A 16,885-nucleotide genomic window follows, 5' to 3' on the forward strand; every position below is an offset into this window, starting at 1 on the left:
TACTAAGTTGCGGTGAAATAGGGATTGAAAAGCCGCTTCTACCCGCCAAACAGTCCTTATTTCACCGCAACTCACAAGGAAACCTGGGTACCTTGATTAGCTACCCATAGAGCAAAGAAATAGCCCCGCGATCGGCGTTGATCGCGGGGCCGCGTTGTTCCTAGTGGCTGTGCGGGCAGTTGGCGCAGCAGCCGCTGGTGGCGTTGGTGCTGGAACCACCGCTTCGCTGGTCGGTGTTGTAGAAACCGCTGCCTTCGAACTTAATGCCGCTGGCCGAGAACGTCTTGGATGCCGGGGCACCGCAGCTAGGGCATACGACCTCGGGCGTCTCGGACATGGGGTGCTCAACCTCAAACACGTTGCCGCAGCTCGTGCACTTGTAATCGTAGCGCGCCATAATACTTCCTTTTCAGCACAAAGCGGGCAGATCGCTCTGCCCGCAAAAATTCAAACAGCTGTAACTGTACCCTATATCGGGGGTTTTATCACGCTTCGCCCCAGAATCTATGAGTGTTGCGCAGGAGCTTCGCTGTTTTCTCCTCGGCTGCAGCAACGTCGGCCTCGTCAGCCTGCCATGTCCAGTTGCCTGTGGCTACACCCGGCACGTTCATACGTGCATCGTCGCCCAGTCCCAGCACGTCCTGCAGCGGCATCATCACGAGCGGTGCATCGCTTGCCAGGGCATTGCCCATGAGCTCGCTTGCCAATGTAATGCCGCTCGGCTCATCGCCGCCTGCAAAGGAGCGCGTGCACCAGCCGGCAAGTGTCGAGGTGTCGTGCGTCGAGGTGTACAGGATCTTTCCCGGTGTGGGGTGAATTCCGCAACGAACGTCGTAGTCGCTAAACTCCAGCACGTCCATGCCGGGGAAGCCGCAGGTCGAAGCCATGGCGCGAACGCCGGGCGTCAGATAGCCCAGATCCTCGGCGATAAAGTTGAGCGGGCCCAGCTCGTCATAGGCGGTCTGGAACAGGTCCTTGCCCGGGCCTGCCAGCCAGCGGCCGTCGGCACAGGCCTTACCGGCGGGAATGCTAAAGTAGCTGTGGAAGCCCAGGAAGTGGTCCAGGCGCACGCGGTCGTAGAGCGAAAACGCACGACGCAGGCGGTCCATCCACCAGCGATAGCCGTTCTCCTTCATGCGATCCCATCGGAAGGTGGGGTTGCCCCACACCTGGCCCTCGGGCGCAAAGTTGTCGGGCGGCGCGCCCGAAATCTCAATCGCCTTGCCGGTATCGGACAGCCAGAAGTTCTCGGGCTCGCTCCACGCGTCGGCCGAATCGTCCGAGACATACATCGGGATATCGCCGATGACCTCGATGCCCTTCTTGTGCGCATAGTTCATGAGCTCGCACCAGGCAAGGTCAAAGCGATACTGCATGTACGCCTGCAGCTCGGCCTCGTCGTGGAAGCGCTTGTCATCGATCAGATACTCGTTGTAGCGCGCTACATCTGCCGGCCAATCGTGGCGCGACTCGCCCTCAAAGTACTTCTTAACGGCCATGTAGACGCAGTACTTTTCGAGCCAATCAGCGTTGCGATGTTTAAACGCCGTGTACAGCGGGTCGGCATCCTCGCCGCCGTGAGCCTTCCATGCAGCAAAGTCGGCGGCCAGCTCCTCGTGACTCTCGGGCAGCAGGTCAATATTGCCCGCAAAGGCCGAAGGCCCAGCGTAAGGGGAGCGGAAGAAGTCCGTCGGGTTGACGGGCAGGACTTGCCAGTAGCGCATGCCCATAGCGGCCAGATGGTCGATAAAGCGACGCGTGGGCGCACCGATTGTGCCGGGCTTGCCGTCATCGGTCGGCACCGAGGTGATGTGGCACACAACGCCCGCGCCATGATCGAGCGGCTCCTGCAGACGCTTCTCGGCATGGTGATAGATGATCGAAGAGCCCAGCGGGTACAGGTCGAGCGTGACGGTACCGTTGTGGATCTCGCACTCGTGACCGCTGATCACGTCGCTCGCGCATTCGCCGAGCGCCGGAATCGTCACGCGGTGCGAATTGCGCAGGCTGCGGTTGATGATAACCGTCGCGGCCTCGCCGTCATTGCCCGTGCGGGTGTAAGCCAAGACTTCGTCGTTGAGCGCAAAGGCCTTGATCTCGCCATCGACCATAAAGGGCAGCGCACGGCGCACGGCAGACGCGTTCTTAACGATGGCCAGTGTGTCGAAGTCGTGGAGTTGGTCTTTGGTCGGCAGGGTGCGGCGGTTGCCCGGATCGGTGAGGCCCTCCAGGCCGTACTCGTCGCCATAATAGATCGAGGGCACACCCGGGAAGGTCATCTGCATGAGCGTCGCCAGCCAAAAACGGCTCTTGGCCAGGCCCATCGAGTTATCGTCCAGGCGCCATTTGCTGCGCTCGCTCTCGGGCAGCTGCGACTCGTCGGGGCCACCGCCGAGCACCGAGATGATGCGCGGGCGGTCGTGGCTCGAAAGCAGATTGAGCGCGCAGGCCAGTGCCTCGCGCGGGTAGTTCTCGCGCAGGGTTTCGATATCCTCGGCTGCCTGGTAAGCGTTCTTGTAGCCCATCAAAAAGCCGATGACCATGTCGCGGAAGGGGTAGTCCATGGCGGAGTCGAGCTCCGAGCCCTGCAGATAGCGGCGCAGGCGGCCATAGCTGATCTTGTTGGAGGCGTCTTCCCAGACTTCGCCGAGCAGCAGCGCGTCGGGCTTCTCGGCGAGCACGGCCTTTTTGATCTCGGCCAGGAAGTCGTCGGAAAGCTCGTCGGCCACATCGAGTCGCCAGCCATGGGCACCGGCGCGCAGCCATTTACGGATCACGCCGTCCTTGCCCAGGAGCCGCTCGCGCACCAGTTCGGAGCTCTCATTGATGGCGGGCATGTTGCCCACGCCCCACCAGCAGTCATACGAACCGTCCTCATGGAAGTAAAATGCATCGCGCCACGGCGAGTCCTCGCTCTGCCAAGCACCGACGCCGGGATAATTGCCGTAGCGGTTAAAGTAGATCGAGTCGTCGCCCGTATGGTTGAACACACCGTCCAGAATGATGGAAATGCCAAGCTTCTCGGCCGCCTCGCACAGCTCGGTAAAGTCCTGCTCGGTGCCCAGAATCGGGTCGATCTTGGTGTAGTCGGCCGTGTCGTAGCGGTGGTTGCTCGCGGCCTCAAAGATGGGGTTGAGGTAGATGGCCGTAAAGCCTAGCTCGGCAATGCGGGGCAGGTCATTTTGGATACCCTTGAGCGAACCGCCGTAAAAATCCCAGGTCTTGATGGAGCCGTCTTCGGCACGCTCGTACTCGGGCGGTTCGTTCCAGTCCTCGACCATGCGGCGCTGGATTCCTTTGCGCGGTTTTTCAACTTCGGTAAGCGTGCGCTCGCGCCAGTTTTCGTCGCGGGCATAGCGGTCGGGGAAGATCTGGTAGACCATGCCACGCTCGTACCACTCAGGACGAACTTTGCGGTGCTTGTAGACGGTGATCTGGAAGGACGGGACCTCGGCGTAGTTGTAAGTTACGCCCTCGCCACCGGTGCGACCCTGCGGTGCGCCCAAACGGACCTCGGGCTGACCCTCGATATTGCAGATAAAGCTGTACCAGATAAGACAGGGCTCGGTGCACTCAAGCTCTACGGTAAATATGCCGTCGCCCTCGTGCGTCATGGGATACAGAGACTCACCGATCTCATCGACCCAGGTGCGCAGCGTAAGCGTTGCCTGGTTGGGGTCGGCATCCTCCAAAATCACCGAGAGCGAAACGGAAGTTCCAGTGGTCACAGCGCCAAACGGAGTGCGAAACTGCGGTAGACGGCTGTTGTGAATCAATCTCATAATTCGGTCCAGTTCAATAGAATCACGGCCTGCGGGCCATGGGCTTTACGCACAGGATATAAGTATATATGTTGCACACAGGCTGTATAAACAACATCCGTTTACCATCGGCGAACGGTTGTCCTAGAAAATCGTTTTACCAACTATCCACAGAGAAGGGGCGCCCGGTTGGAGCGCCCCTTACTTATGGTTTGTTGAGGTTTTGGATCGTCTGCGGACTAGCGGCGCTTTCGGGTGGCCGTTGCCTTGCGGACGGACGTCTTCTTGGACGGCGCTTTTTTCTCGGTCGCGGCGGCGGGGGAGACCGGGGTCTCCTTGGCGGGCTCGGGCTTGGCCTTGGGCTCCTCTTTGGCGGCAGCAGGCTTGGCCTCGGCGGCCTTCGGTGCCGGCTCGGCCTTTACCGCGGGCTTGTCCTCAACCTTAGCCTCCGCCTTGGGAGCAGCGGCCTTGGTCGTGGCCTTTTTGGCCGTCGTCGTTGTGCGCTTGCGCGTGGTGGTCTTGGCGGCCGGCTTGGCCTCGGCAGGCGTCTCCTCGACTTTGGCAGCCGGCTTTGCGGCTGCCTTGGTCGTGGCGGCCTTCGTGGTCGTCGACTTCGTTGCCGTGGTCTTCTTGGCAACCGTTGCCTTCTTGGCGGTCGCGTTCGACTTCTTGGCAGTGGTCTTGGCCGGTGCCTTGACAGCGGCCTCAGCCTTTACCTCGGGAGCAGACTCGGCCTCGGCAGCCTTCTTGGCAGCTGCGGTGGCGCGCTTGCGCGTGGTCGTTGTCTTGGCAGCAGTCGTCTTTGCTGCGGCGGTCTTGGTGGCAGCAGCTTTGGTCGTCGTAGTCTTCTTAGCGGTCGTCTTGCGCGTCGTGGTCTTCTTAGCTGCGGGCTTTGCAGCGGGCTTGACCTCGGCCTCTGCCTCAGGAGCAACCTCAGCCTTCACCTCAGACTCGGCCTTTGCGGGCTCAGCCTCAACCGGCTTCTCCTCGGCCTTGGGCTCCTCTGCGGCCACCGGCTCAGCCGCAGCCTCAGGCTCGTCGACAACAGCCGCTGGCCTCTCAATCTCAGGATGCATAAAGAAGTACAGGTCCAGATACTTATCGGCCGAACGCGTCCAGCTAAAGTCCTGGCTCATGGCCTGCGTGACCAGCTGGTTCCAGGCGTCACGGTTATCCCAGAACAGGCGCGCCGCGCGGAACACCGCGTCGCCCATCTCGTCGCCGTTAAAGTTGGTAAACGAGAAGCCCGTGCCCTCGCCGGTAAACTCGTTATACGGGATCACGGTGTCCTTCAGGCCACCGGTCTCGCGCACGATGGGCAGGGTACCGTAGCGCATGGCGATGATCTGCGACAGGCCGCAGGGCTCAAACTTCGAAGGCATCAGGAACATGTCGGCAGCAGCATACATGCGCTGCGACAGCGCCGGATCGAACTCGATGCGCGCGGCCATGGTGCCGGGGTACTTGTCCTGGAAGTAGCGCAGGCCGTCCTCGTAGTCGCGGTCGCCGGTGCCCAGTACCGCCACCTGCACGCCGCCGGCCAAGATGCGGTCGAGTGCGTACATGACCAGGTCCATGCCCTTCTGGCGCGTCAGACGCGTGACCATGACCATAAGCGGGCGGTCGTCGCGAACCTCGAGGCCCAGCTCTTCCTGCAGCTTGGCCTTGCACACGGCCTTTCCGGAGCGGTCCTCCACGGTGTAGTTTGCGGCAATGCGCTTGTCGGTCGCCGGGTCAAAGCCCGCGACGTCGATGCCATTCAAAATGCCCTGCAGCGCGTACGAACGCTCGCGCAGCACGCCGTCCAGGCCCTCGCCAAACTCGGGCGTCTGGATCTCGTTGGCATAGGTAGGGCTCACCGTAGTGATGGCGTCGGCATAGCGCAGGGCGCCCAGCATGTAGTTGATGCTGCAGGCGTCGCAACGCAGCTGCGAGGCGGCCGCGGGAATATGCGCCACACCCAGGATGTCCTCCATCACGGTGTCGCTAAACTGGCCCTGGAACGCCACGTTGTGGATTGAGAACACGGTCTTGACGCGGTCATACAGCGGCAGGCCCTGGTAGAACTCGCGCAAAAACACGGGCGCCAGAGCCGTCTGCCAGTCGTTGCAGTGCAGGATGTCGCACTCAAAGCCGGCCGGCAGGTGCTGCAGGCTCTCGGTGATGGCCTTGGAGAAGAACGCAAAACGCTCGCCGTCGTCAAAGAAGCCGTACGGATAGTCGCGCGCAAAGTAGCGCTCGTTGTCGATGAACATATAGGTGACGCCGTCGTGTTCGAGCTTCTCGAGCCCGCAGTACTCGTTGCGCCAGCCCAAGCTAACGTAAAAGTCGGAGAAGTGCTCCATCTGCACCTTGTACTCGTCCTTGATGGTGGCGTACTTGGGCACCATCACGATGACCTCGGCGCCGGCGCGCACAAGCGCCGCAGGCAGCGAGCCCGCCACGTCGCCCAGGCCACCGGTCTTCACAAACGGCGCGCACTCGGCCGAGGCAAACACGATCTGCATCTTTTTGCTGGAATCAGCCATATTGTCTCCCATGTTGCAATTCGAGAATAGCCGCCTGGCGCGAACCGGGCGGCTATTCTACATGTTACGAGCGATGTTGCGGTGCCAACGTTAACGTACGATGGTGGTATCGGAAGTTAACGGAGCCTTGCCCAGCACCAGGATGTTCTCGGGCGTGCCGCGAAGCTCGGTGTTGGTGGGAACCACGTTGTTCTTGTCCAGGATGGCGTTCTCAACGCGGGCGCCGCTCTTGATGATGCAGCTCTGGTTGATGATCGAGTTGGTCACCGAGGCGCCTTCCTCGACCACGACGCCGCGCGACAGGATCGAGTTGCGCACGGTGCCCTTGATGATGCAGCCGGCCGAGATGATCGAGTTGCAAGCGTGGCTGCCGGTCGCATAGCGCGAAGGCGGCACGTCGTGAGCCTTGGTCAGGATCGGGCGCTCGGGGTCAAAGAGCTGGTCGGCCACGGTCTGGTCGAGCAGGTCCATGCTGCGGCGATACAGCGACTTCTCGCTAAACACGCCCACGACCTCGCCCTTGTACTCGTAGCTGCACACGTCGATGTTGCCAAAGTCGCCCTGGAGTGCCTCGAGCAGGTCCAGATAGTCGGCGGCCTGGTAGTGGTCGATAATCTCAAGCAGCGTCTCGCGGTTGACGATGCAGCAGTCCATAGAGGCGTTGTCGCCGTACACGACGCCGGCGCTCACGCCCGTCAGACGGCCGTTCTCGTTGATCTGCAGCTTGGTCTCGTCATCGACGTTGCGCGTGGCCTTGCAGTACACCACGGTCATCTGGGCACCAGAGTTCTCGTGCGCGTCGATGATGGTGTTGAGGTCCATATTAAAGATGATGTTGGTGCCCATCATCACAACGTAGGGCTTGTCCGAGCGCTGGAACAGTGTCTTGTTGGAGATAATGTCGCGCAGCAAGAAGCGCATTCCGCCCTTGGTGGTGCCATACGCGTTGCCGGGCACCATGAACAGGCCGCCCTTCTTGCGGTCCAGGCCCCAGTCCTTGCCCGAGCCCACGTGGTCGATCAGCGACCGGTAGTTGCCCGGCATGACGACGCCGACGGTCTTAATGCCGGCATTCATCATGTTGGACAGCGGGAAGTCGATCAGGCGGTAGCGGCCCAAAAACGGGACGGACGCGATGGGGCGGTCCTTGAGCAGGACGCTGCCGTAGGTCGAAGAGTAGTTAGCGGTGATATAACCGATGGCCTTGCGATTGATCATCGGATCATTCCCCCTTCCCGATAACGACGTCATTTCCAACGACGGCCGTATCCTTGGTGGTATCGACAGAGCCGAGCTTCACGCCCTCTTCGACCGTGGAGTTCTCGCCCAAAATAGCGCGGCAGATGTGCGCGCCGCTCTTAACGTGCGCACCCGGCAGTAGCACGGAGTCCTCGACCACAGCGCGCTCCTCGATGATGACATCGGTCGAAAGGATCGAGTGGCGAGCGGTGCCGTAGATCTTGCAGCCGTTGGAGACCAGGCAGTCGTCCAGGCGGCCGTCCGGGCCAATGTAGTGCGGCGGTCGCGTGGTGATGTTGGACATGATGGGGAAATGCTTGTCGAACAGATCGAACTCGGGGTTGTTGCCCAGCAGGTCCATCGAGGTCTCGTGGAAGCTGGCGATGGTGCCGACGTCCTTCCAAAAGCCGTGGAACTCGTAGCTGTACAGGCGCTTGTCCTCGCCGAGCAGCTTGGGGATGATGTCCTTGCCAAAGTCGTGGCTCGAGCGCTGGTCCAGAGCGTCTTCCTCGAGTGCCTCAATCAGCACGTCGGCCGAGAAGATGTAGATGCCCATGGACGCGAGGTTCGAATCGGGCTTATCGGGCTTCTCGGTGAACTTGGTGATGCGGCCGTCCTCGGGGTCGGTGGTCAGGATGCCAAAGCGGCTCGCCTCCTCCCACGGCACGGGCATAACGCTCACCGTGAGGTCGGCGTTGTTCTCAATGTGCGTCTTGAGCATCTTGCGGTAGTCCATGCGATACAGATGATCGCCCGAAAGAATCAGGACGTACTTGGGATCGTTGGCCTTAATGTAGTCCAGGTTCTGCGTAATAGCGTCGGCCGTGCCCGCATACCAGGCGCCACCGGTCTGCGTCTCGTACGGCGGCAGGATCGACACGCCACCGTCGCGGCTGTCCAGATCCCACGCCTCGCCGGAGCCCACGTAGGCATGCAGCAAGTAGGGGCGGTACTGCGTCAGAACACCCACTGTGTCGATGCCCGAGTTGGAGCAGTTGGAGAGCGAAAAGTCGATAATGCGGAACTTGCCACCAAAGCTAACCGCCGGCTTTGCGATCTTTTGGGTGAGTGCCCCCAATCGGCTGCCCTGTCCTCCTGCGAGGAGCATCGCGATGCATTCTTTCTTACTCATCGATTTCTCCTTCTGTCATCGATGTTCCTAAACCCATTAGCGACGGGCGTGGCGCAACGTCGCGCCTGTCGAGTAATGCCGTGCTGGCATAGGGGAGCTCGCGGCCTTTACGCGTGCCAGATCTCGTCGCGGTACTCGCGAATGGTGCGGTCGCTCGAGAACCAGCCCGAGGAGGCGGTGTTGAGCAGCGCCTTGCGGTTCCAGGTCTCCTGGTCGCCGTAGCTGTTCGTGAGCTTCTCCCAGGCGTCGACGTAGCTGCGGAAATCGGCCATGACCAGATCGGGGTCGTTATTGTTCATGAGCTCGTTGTAGATGCTCTCGAAGTTGCCCGAAAGACCCGCAAAGGTGTTGTCCTTGAGCTCGTCCATCACGCGACCCAGGCGCTCGCGGTCGCCGTTGAGGGTATCCCACGCAAAGTAGCTGTTGGATGCCCAGAGCTGCTCGACCTCGGGAGCGGTCAGGCCAAAGATGGCCTCGTTCTCGCGGCCGGCCAGGTCGGCGATCTCGATGTTGGCGCCGTCGAGGGTGCCCAGCGTAATGGCGCCGTTCATCATGAGCTTCATGTTGGACGTGCCCGAGGCCTCCTTGCCAGCCGTTGAGATCTGCTCCGAGATCTCGGCGGCGGGGTAGATGAGCTGGGCGTTGCTCACACGGAAGTTGGGGATAAAGCAAACCTTCATGACCTCGTTCACGCGGGCGTCGTTGTTGATGACGTCGGCAACGGAGTTGATCAGGCGGATGGTCTCCTTGGCAAAGGTGTAGCTCGAGGCAGCCTTGCCGCTAAAGATAAAGGTCGTCGGCGTCACGTGGAAGTTGGGATCGGCGATGCGACGGTTGTAGATGTCCATCACCTTCATGATGTTCATGAGCTGGCGCTTGTAGGCATGGAAACGCTTTACCTGGACATCGAAGACGGTGTTGGGGTCAATGACCAGACCGGTCTCGGCCTTAACGTAGGCAGCCAGACGCTCCTTGTTGGCGCGCTTGGAGGCGCCCACGGCCTTCAGGAACTCGGTGTCGTTCTGGAGCTCCTTGAGTTTCTCCAGCTCAAAGGCGTCCTTGAGCCAGCCGTCGCCAATGGCCTCGGTCACGAGCTTGGCATAGGTGGGGTTGGCCTCGGCAAAGAAGCGACGGTGCGAGATGCCGTTGGTCTTGTTGTTGAACTTCTCGGGCGTTAGGGCATAGAAGTCCTTGAGCACGATGTTCTTGATGATGTCGGAGTGGATCTTTGCCACGCCGTTTACGCTATGGCTGCAGATCACGGACAGGTTGGCCATGCGAATCTCGCCGTCCCATAGGATGGCGGTCTGGCGCAGACGCTCCTGCCAGCCCTCCTGCGTGGTGTCGAACGACTCGTGCCAACGACGGCTGATCTCGTCGATGATCTGGTACACGCGGGGGAGGAGCTTGGAGAACGTGCCGATGGGCCACTTCTCCAGAGCCTCGGGCAGGATGGTGTGGTTGGTGTAGCTCACAACCTGCGTCACGATGTTCCAGGCGTCGTCCCACTCGAGCTTCTTCTCGTCGATGAAGATACGCATGAGCTCGGGGCCGCACATGGCGGGGTGGGTATCGTTGGTATGGATGGCCACAAACTGCGGCAGCAGCTCCCAGTTCTCGCCGTGCTCCTTCTCAAAGGTATCGAGCAGGCTGTAGATGCCGGCCGAAACAAACAGGTACTCCTGCTTCAGGCGCAGCAGACGACCGTGCTCGCCGGCGTCGTTGGCATAGAGGATGGCGCTGATGGCCTCGGCCTCGGCGCGTTCGGCGTCTGCCAGGGCGTAGTCGCCGCGGTTGAAGGCCTCCAGATCGAAGTGCTCCTCGACCGGCTCGGCGGCCCAGACGCGCAGCTTGTTGACGGTCTCACCGGCATAGCCTACAACGGGGATGTCATAAGGGACGGCCAGGATGTCCTGCGTGTCCACCGTGCGGTAGAACGTGCGGCCGTTCTCCTCAAAGCCCTCGACGCGGCCACCAAACTTAATGGTCACGGCCTTATCCTGACGACGGACCTCCCAGGGATAGCCGTGGGTGAGCCACTCGTCGGTAGCCTCGACCTGGCTGCCGTTGACGATCTCCTGCTTAAACAGGCCGTAGCGGTAGCGCATGCCGTTGCCGTAGCCGGCGATGCCCTCGGCTGCCATGGAATCCAGGAAGCATGCTGCAAGACGGCCCAGACCACCGTTGCCCAGAGCCGGATCGGGCTCCTGGTTCTCGATGACGGACAGATCGAAGCCCATGTCATCGAGCGCCTCGGCGACCATGTCGCGCACGCCAAAGTTGAGCAGGTAGTTGTCGAGCAGGCGGCCGATCAAAAACTCGATCGAGAAGTAGTACACGCGCTTTTTGCCCTCGGCGGCCGCACGGGCGTCACTCTTGGCGGCAACGGTGCGGGCCTTCTCGGCCACGAGCTTGGCCAGGGCGTTAAAGCGGTCCAGGTCGCTGGCGGCTTCGATGCTCTTACCGCTAATGCTCATGACGGCATCGCGATAGAGCTCGGTAAACTCCTGCTTGTTGTCGAAGATCTTATTCATACGTTCCTTTCCCCCGGGGATGTTTCTCCCGGAACGGTTATGACATGTATCCTACGCCCTCGCGGGGCGGGTAATTGCAGTGGTAACGGCTTTGTTACGCTTTCTTGCCAGATGCTTTAACAGCACCTACCTTGGCCTTGGGAGCAGCCTTTTTGGTGGCTGCTTTTTTGGCCGTGGTCTTGGCGGCGGACTTGGCAGCCTTCGCCTTGGCCGGAGCCTTCTTAGCACCCGCGGTCTTGGGCTTCACCGAGGACGTGCGCTTGCGCGTCGCCTTCTTGGGCTCCTCGACCACGGGCGGCTTATAGCTACTGGGACCGCGGCGCTTAAGCACCACACCTGCCAGGCCGGGCACCTTGATTTCGATGGAGTCCATCTGCCCGTTCCAGGGATAGGGCTCACTCGAGCAGGTGTAGGGCTCCTCACCGGCGTATCCGCTGCCGCCAAACTCGGGACGGTCGGAATCGAAGATGTCCTCCCAGTCACCCTCGCGCGGCACGCCCACGCGGAAGCCCTCGTAGCTCGCCGGGTCAAAGTTAATCAAGATCACCAGGTCGTCATCGACGTCCTCGCCCTGACGCACAAAGCTCACGATGGACTGCTTGGAGTTGTCCGCGTCGATCCAGGTAAAGCCGTCGTCGGTGTAGCCGCGCTCGTACAGGGCAGGCTCGGCAGTGTACAGGTGGTTGAGCGCCTTGATGAACGCCTGATGATGACGGTGGGTCTCGTACTCCTCGGTCAGGAACCACTGAATGGACTCGTAGTAGCGCCACTCAATAAACTGGCCGATCTCGTTGCCCATAAAGTTGAGCTTGGCACCGGGGTGCGTCATCTGGTAGAAGGCCAGCGTGCGCAGGCCGGCAAACTGGCGCCACCAATCGCCCGGCATGCGGCCGATGAGCGAGCACTTGCCGTGCACGACCTCGTCGTGGCTCAGCGGGCAGATGAAGTTTTCGGTAAAGGCGTACATGATGGAGAACGTGAGCAGCCCGTGGTTGCCGGGGCGCCACGGAAAATCGGTCTGCATGTAGTGCAGGGTGTCGTTCATCCAGCCCATGTCCCACTTGTAGTGGAAGCCCAGACCGCCGTCCTGCGGCGGGTAGGTCACGAGCGGCCACGCGGTGGACTCCTCGGCCATCATCATCACGTCAGGGAAGTGGGCCTCCACGGCGCAGTTGACCTGGCGGATAAACGCGCTGGCGTCCAGGTCCTCCTCGGTACCGTACTTGTTGAACTTCTTTTGGCCCGGATCGTCGATGCCAAAGTTGAGGTACAGCATGCTGGACACGCCGTCCATGCGAATGCCGTCCACGTGGAAGTTCTCGAGCCAGTACAGCACGTTGGAGACCAGGAAGGAGCGGACCTCGCCACGGGCGAAGTCAAACTTGTGCGTGCCCCAGTTGGGGTGAATCTCGTGCTCAAACAGCATGTGACCGTTAAAGGTGGCAAGGCCGTGGGAGTCGGCACAAAAGCCGCCGGGCACCCAGTCCATGATCACGCCGATGCCCGCCTCGTGGCACGCATCGATAAAGTGCATGAGCTGCTGCGGGTTGCCGTAGCGCGATGTGGCGGCATAGTAGCCGGTCGTCTGGTAGCCCCAGGAGCCATCGAAGGGGTGCTCCATGAGCGGCATGACCTCGATATGCGTGTAGCCCATGTCGCGCACGTAGTCCACGAGCTCCACCGACAGGTCGTCGTAGGTGTAGAACTCGCCGCGCTGCGCGGGGAAGGGGTCCATGGGACCGGGGTAGTTGCCGTACTCGTCGGGCTCGCCCTGTGGTGCGTCGCCGTGGCGCTTCCACGAGCCAATATGCACCTCGTAGATGTTGAGCGGCTGCGACATGTGGTTGTGGCCGGCGCGGCGCTTGAGCCACGCGGCGTCGTTCCACTTATAGCCGTCGAGGGTCCACAGCACGCTGGCGGTACCCGGAGGGCACTCGGCCTTAAAGGCATACGGATCGGCTTTGTAGAGCTTCTCGCCCTCGTTGGTCTCGATGAGATATTTATAGAGCTGGCCCTGCTCGGCGCCAGGAATAAAGCCTTCCCAAATAGCGCTCGTATGCACGGGCACCAGCGGGTTGGCTTGTTCATCCCAGTCGTTAAATTCGCCAATGACATGGACACTCTTTACGTCGGGCGCCCAAACGCAAAAGCGCCAGCCGCGCGTGCGCTGCTGCGTGTCGGGATGCGCGCCCATCTTTTCCCAGCTGCGCTCCCACATACCAATGCCAAACAGATAGACATCGTCCTTAGAGAGCTCTGGTGCGTGCGGGGCGGCTTTACGGGTTGCGGGCTTTTTTGCCGTTGGCTTTAGCTTTGTATCGCTCACGTTTGATCCCATCATGACGCGGCAGCGTGTTGCCTTGGTGACTAGATGCGAAAGGTCCAAGGCTGCACGAATCGAAGGGACGGCGAAGTTTCTGTGATTCGTTCCACCTCGCGTGCTCGGTGGAACTTTCGGCAGAAACTACGATAACACCTGTGCGTTAGTTTTATGGACGAAAGCGGATTTGCGGAGGCGTTTAATCGGTAAGCGACATGTTTATACCACTGGCAGAATTGCCGTGGTAAAACTCTTGACAGTTTTACCAATTTGGGTTTCAAAATTGTTTGGCTGACGTTTGGTAAAACGTTTTTAGCAGGATGTTTACCATTTGATATCGAAAGGTTCGTTTATGTCCCACACCGCCGCTCCCAAGGTTGCTTTTATTTTCGATTGCGACGGCACGCTGGTAAATAGCACCCCCGTTTGGGCCTATGCCCAGCCCGAGTTATTGCACCGCCACGGTGTCGACGTGACGGTCGATGATTTTGCCCAGTTTGAGCACCTGTCGCTGGAGGACGAGTGCCAGGCCTACCACGACACGTGGGGCATTGGCGCGAATGGCGAGGAGCTGTATCGCGAGCTGGGCGAGATTTTGATCGACGGCTACTCCAAGGTGCCGCCGCGCGAGGGCCTGCTTGCATTTTTGGAACAGGCGAAGGCGGCCGGCATTGCCATGTGCGTTGCCACGTCCACGCCGGCCGAGCTGGTTAAGTCTGCGCTTGCGGGTGCCGGGCTCGATGCCTACATGGAGTTTGTGACCACCACGGGCGAGGCAGGTCGCTCTAAGCAGTTCCCCGACGTATACGAGCTGGCGCTGCGCCGCCTGGAGGAGCGCCATGGGCACAAGTTTGAGCGCGCTTGGGTGTTTGAGGACGCCGTCTTTGGCCTAAAGAGCTCTGGCTCCGCCGGCTTTAAGCGCGTGGGCATCTATGACCCGCACGGCCGCATGAAGCGCGACGACGTACGCGCCAACTGCGATATCTTTATCGATAGCTATGAAGAGCTGGACCTTCACCGCGTGTTTTCGTTTGAGGGTTAGGTGAGGGCCGTGGCTTGCAAGGTGTTAGTGGTCTGCGGCTCGCCCGTAGCGGCGAGCGCGGATCTGCTACGTCAACTGGCGGGGGAGTGCGACCACGTTGTCGCCGTGGACCGCGGACTCGACGCGCTGCTGGGCGCTGGCCTGAGCTGCGACGTATATGTGGGGGATGCCGACACGGTGAGCGATGCGGGCCGCGCGCTGGTCGATGCCGCCACCGACTTTGAAGTTGAGCGCCACGACCCGTACAAGGACTACACCGATCTGGCGCTGGCGCTCGATTCCGTCCGTCGTCGCTGGCCGGGTGCCGAAGTGGTTGCGACCTGCGCCACCGGCGGCCGTCCGGATATGGCCCTAAGCGTCCTAGGCTTACTAGCCAACTACAAAGACGCTCCCGTCTGGATTCCCGAGGACGAAGTAACGGCCCGCATCCTGCACGGAGGTGAATCCTGGATCATCGAAGGCGCCGAAGGCAAGACGTTCTCCATCATCGCCATAGCCCCCAACACCGAGGTAAGCGAACACGGCCTAGAATGGGAGCTAGATCACAGCCCCCTAGGCCTCTTGGCCGACACGGGCATCAGCAACGTCGTCAGGTCAACAGCCACGATCCAAGTCCACACCGGCACCGCCATCGCTTACTTATATCATTAGGCATTTAGAGTCTGACTCAAAAAAGTCCTTGCATGCCGCGCCAACTTCCCCTATAGTATCTCCTCGTCACGGGGGCGTAGCTCAGCTGGGAGAGCGCTTGACTGGCAGTCAAGAGGTCAGGGGTTCGATCCCCCTCGTCTCCACCATCGTGAATGCAAAGGCCTTCGGTATTCCGAAGGCCTTTTTTCATGCCAAAATACCTCGCGCCGCAAACCCCTCCTACGCCAACAAAAAGTTGCACAATTTATTACCCATGTCTGTACATAGTTTGTTAGACAAGCGCAATTACCAGTGCAGATCGCTGCTCCATTTGGGCTTCAGGATCATCCTTAATCACCGCTCGCACCCCAATAACCTGCATCAATGTGAACAACTTCCCAAAACAACCCCCTTAAGCACGCCAAATGAACGATATGTTGTCCGATGCAGCCTAAATCAGTTTTGCTACCAGCTTGTGCTAGGATACCTAACGTTACATGAGTTCAACTGTGCTCGCGGCTCCAGCAAGCCACAAAGCGCAGGGTCGATCAGCATCCGGCCGTAACGGCGGTGTTAGATAAACCAAGAGCTCCAATATTGATTGCCATGCGCGATTTTGCAATTGCTATGCGGCTATTTATAAGTTCGTTTTAGGCAGTTCTATAAGTTGCTACGGCAAATCACAGCAGTTCTTCAGCTGTTTGTGTGCGGTCCAGTTTTGTACCCGCTTGACTGGCCCGCACGCAGCCAGCTGGGGTCGCGGTCTTTTATGCGATACACGTCCGCGACTCTAGCAACTGCACTCATACATACCGTTCACGGTGGGGCAGAGCCACGTGCTTGTCTGACTGGGCTCAGGGTTTGAATATGGAGAGCCTTCGAGCATGAGCGCCCTGGCGAAGCCATACCCAAACCCCGTGAGCCACACGTAAGACAGCAAGGGGGTGGTGCTCGTGTGGTATGTGATCCAGGTCATTAACGGTCGCGAAGACGTAATGCGCGAGCGCATCGAGCGCATGGTGCCGGCGAGCGCCATGCAGGAGCTCTTTTATCCCCAATTTCAAACCGAGATCAAAGTACACGGCGAATGGGTCAATACGACCAAGCCGCTCTTTCCCGGTTATCTTATCTGCGATACGGCAGATCCCCGTACCGTGCAACAGTATCTGCTGCGTATGGACGACTTTGCCCGAGTGTTATCCCAGGACGGTCAGTTTGTGCCGCTGGCAAAAGAAGAGGTCCAGCTTATTGGCGGCTTTACGCATAGGGGAGACCGCGTAGTGCCCATGAGCGAGGCCCTAAAAGACGGTGACCAGGTCATAGTGACGGCAGGTCCACTGCTGGGCCACGAAGGCCTTATCAAAACCATTAACAGACGCAAGAGCACTGCTTATTTGGAGCTCGACCTGTGCGGTCGACGCGTAACTACGCGCGTTGGCCTTGCCGTGCTTTCGGCCGAGCAGCGTGTGATGTGAAACCTTAAAAAGGCGATCGCCTAGCTGTAGATGGTCGCTACACAGAACAGGGAGGCTCCCCGAACCGGGGACGAAGTGTTGGAAGAGAACGTGTCGGATAAAACAGAATATGCAACGGATGCGCCCGCAGGGGCGGCGCTGATTGCTCAGGCCATGGACCGGCGTGAGGACGCCGGTCGCTACAAGGCCATGCAATCCATCATGGACTGGGATCGCTCGCGCCT

10 protein-coding genes and 1 tRNA gene are annotated in these 16,885 nt (G+C 60.1%); 4 read left to right on the forward strand and 7 right to left on the reverse strand.

The window, feature by feature from the left end; translation table 11 throughout:
• Nucleotides 1-160 precede the first annotated feature (160 nt).
• The 7 genes from AAA069_RS07480 to glgB all read right to left on the reverse strand — a co-directional run bounded on the left by AAA069_RS07480 (nucleotide 161) and on the right by glgB (nucleotide 13,535).
• Nucleotides 161-397, reverse strand: coding sequence for an FmdB family zinc ribbon protein (locus AAA069_RS07480; RefSeq protein ID WP_055287350.1), 237 nt, complete (start codon nucleotides 395-397; stop codon nucleotides 161-163).
• Between the two features lie 88 nt (nucleotides 398-485).
• The gene (locus AAA069_RS07485) at nucleotides 486-3,782 is read right to left on the reverse strand and encodes a 4-alpha-glucanotransferase (RefSeq protein WP_349127992.1); all 3,297 of its coding nucleotides are present in this window, start codon (nucleotides 3,780-3,782) and stop codon (nucleotides 486-488) included.
• A 218-nt stretch (nucleotides 3,783-4,000) separates the two neighbouring features.
• On the reverse strand, nucleotides 4,001-6,289 hold the full coding sequence (gene glgA / locus AAA069_RS07490) for a glycogen synthase GlgA (RefSeq protein ID WP_349127993.1): 2,289 nt from the start codon (nucleotides 6,287-6,289) through the stop codon (nucleotides 4,001-4,003).
• Nucleotides 6,290-6,379: 90 nt separating this feature from the next.
• A complete protein-coding gene (gene glgD, locus AAA069_RS07495; protein ID WP_055310615.1) occupies nucleotides 6,380-7,507 on the reverse strand; it encodes a glucose-1-phosphate adenylyltransferase subunit GlgD in 1,128 nt (375 codons plus the stop codon).
• A 4-nt stretch (nucleotides 7,508-7,511) separates the two neighbouring features.
• Entirely contained in the window at nucleotides 7,512-8,660 is a 1,149-nt protein-coding gene (locus tag AAA069_RS07500; protein ID WP_215673513.1) for a glucose-1-phosphate adenylyltransferase, read from the reverse strand.
• A 107-nt stretch (nucleotides 8,661-8,767) separates the two neighbouring features.
• The gene (locus AAA069_RS07505) at nucleotides 8,768-11,194 is read right to left on the reverse strand and encodes a glycogen/starch/alpha-glucan phosphorylase (protein WP_349127994.1); all 2,427 of its coding nucleotides are present in this window, start codon (nucleotides 11,192-11,194) and stop codon (nucleotides 8,768-8,770) included.
• Nucleotides 11,195-11,288: 94 nt separating this feature from the next.
• A complete protein-coding gene (gene glgB / locus AAA069_RS07510; protein ID WP_349127995.1) occupies nucleotides 11,289-13,535 on the reverse strand; it encodes a 1,4-alpha-glucan branching protein GlgB in 2,247 nt (748 codons plus the stop codon).
• A 331-nt stretch (nucleotides 13,536-13,866) separates the two neighbouring features.
• Here glgB and AAA069_RS07515 point away from each other — a divergent pair, with 331 nt between their 5' ends.
• The 4 genes from AAA069_RS07515 (at nucleotide 13,867) to loaP (ending at nucleotide 16,661) form a co-directional block, all read left to right on the forward strand.
• The gene (locus tag AAA069_RS07515) at nucleotides 13,867-14,556 is read left to right on the forward strand and encodes an HAD family phosphatase (RefSeq protein WP_349127996.1); all 690 of its coding nucleotides are present in this window, start codon (nucleotides 13,867-13,869) and stop codon (nucleotides 14,554-14,556) included.
• A 9-nt stretch (nucleotides 14,557-14,565) separates the two neighbouring features.
• Entirely contained in the window at nucleotides 14,566-15,207 is a 642-nt protein-coding gene (locus AAA069_RS07520; protein WP_349127997.1) for a thiamine diphosphokinase, read from the forward strand.
• A gap of 70 nt (nucleotides 15,208-15,277) precedes the next feature.
• Nucleotides 15,278-15,353: transfer RNA gene (locus AAA069_RS07525), tRNA-Ala, on the forward strand.
• A gap of 780 nt (nucleotides 15,354-16,133) precedes the next feature.
• Entirely contained in the window at nucleotides 16,134-16,661 is a 528-nt protein-coding gene (gene loaP / locus AAA069_RS07530) for an antiterminator LoaP (RefSeq protein ID WP_349127998.1), read from the forward strand.
• The last annotated feature ends 224 nt before the right edge of the window (nucleotides 16,662-16,885 follow it).

Origin of the sequence: Collinsella sp. CLA-SR-H006 (assembly GCF_040097075.1) — a bacterium.
Taxonomy (GTDB): Bacteria; Actinomycetota; Coriobacteriia; order Coriobacteriales; family Coriobacteriaceae; genus Collinsella.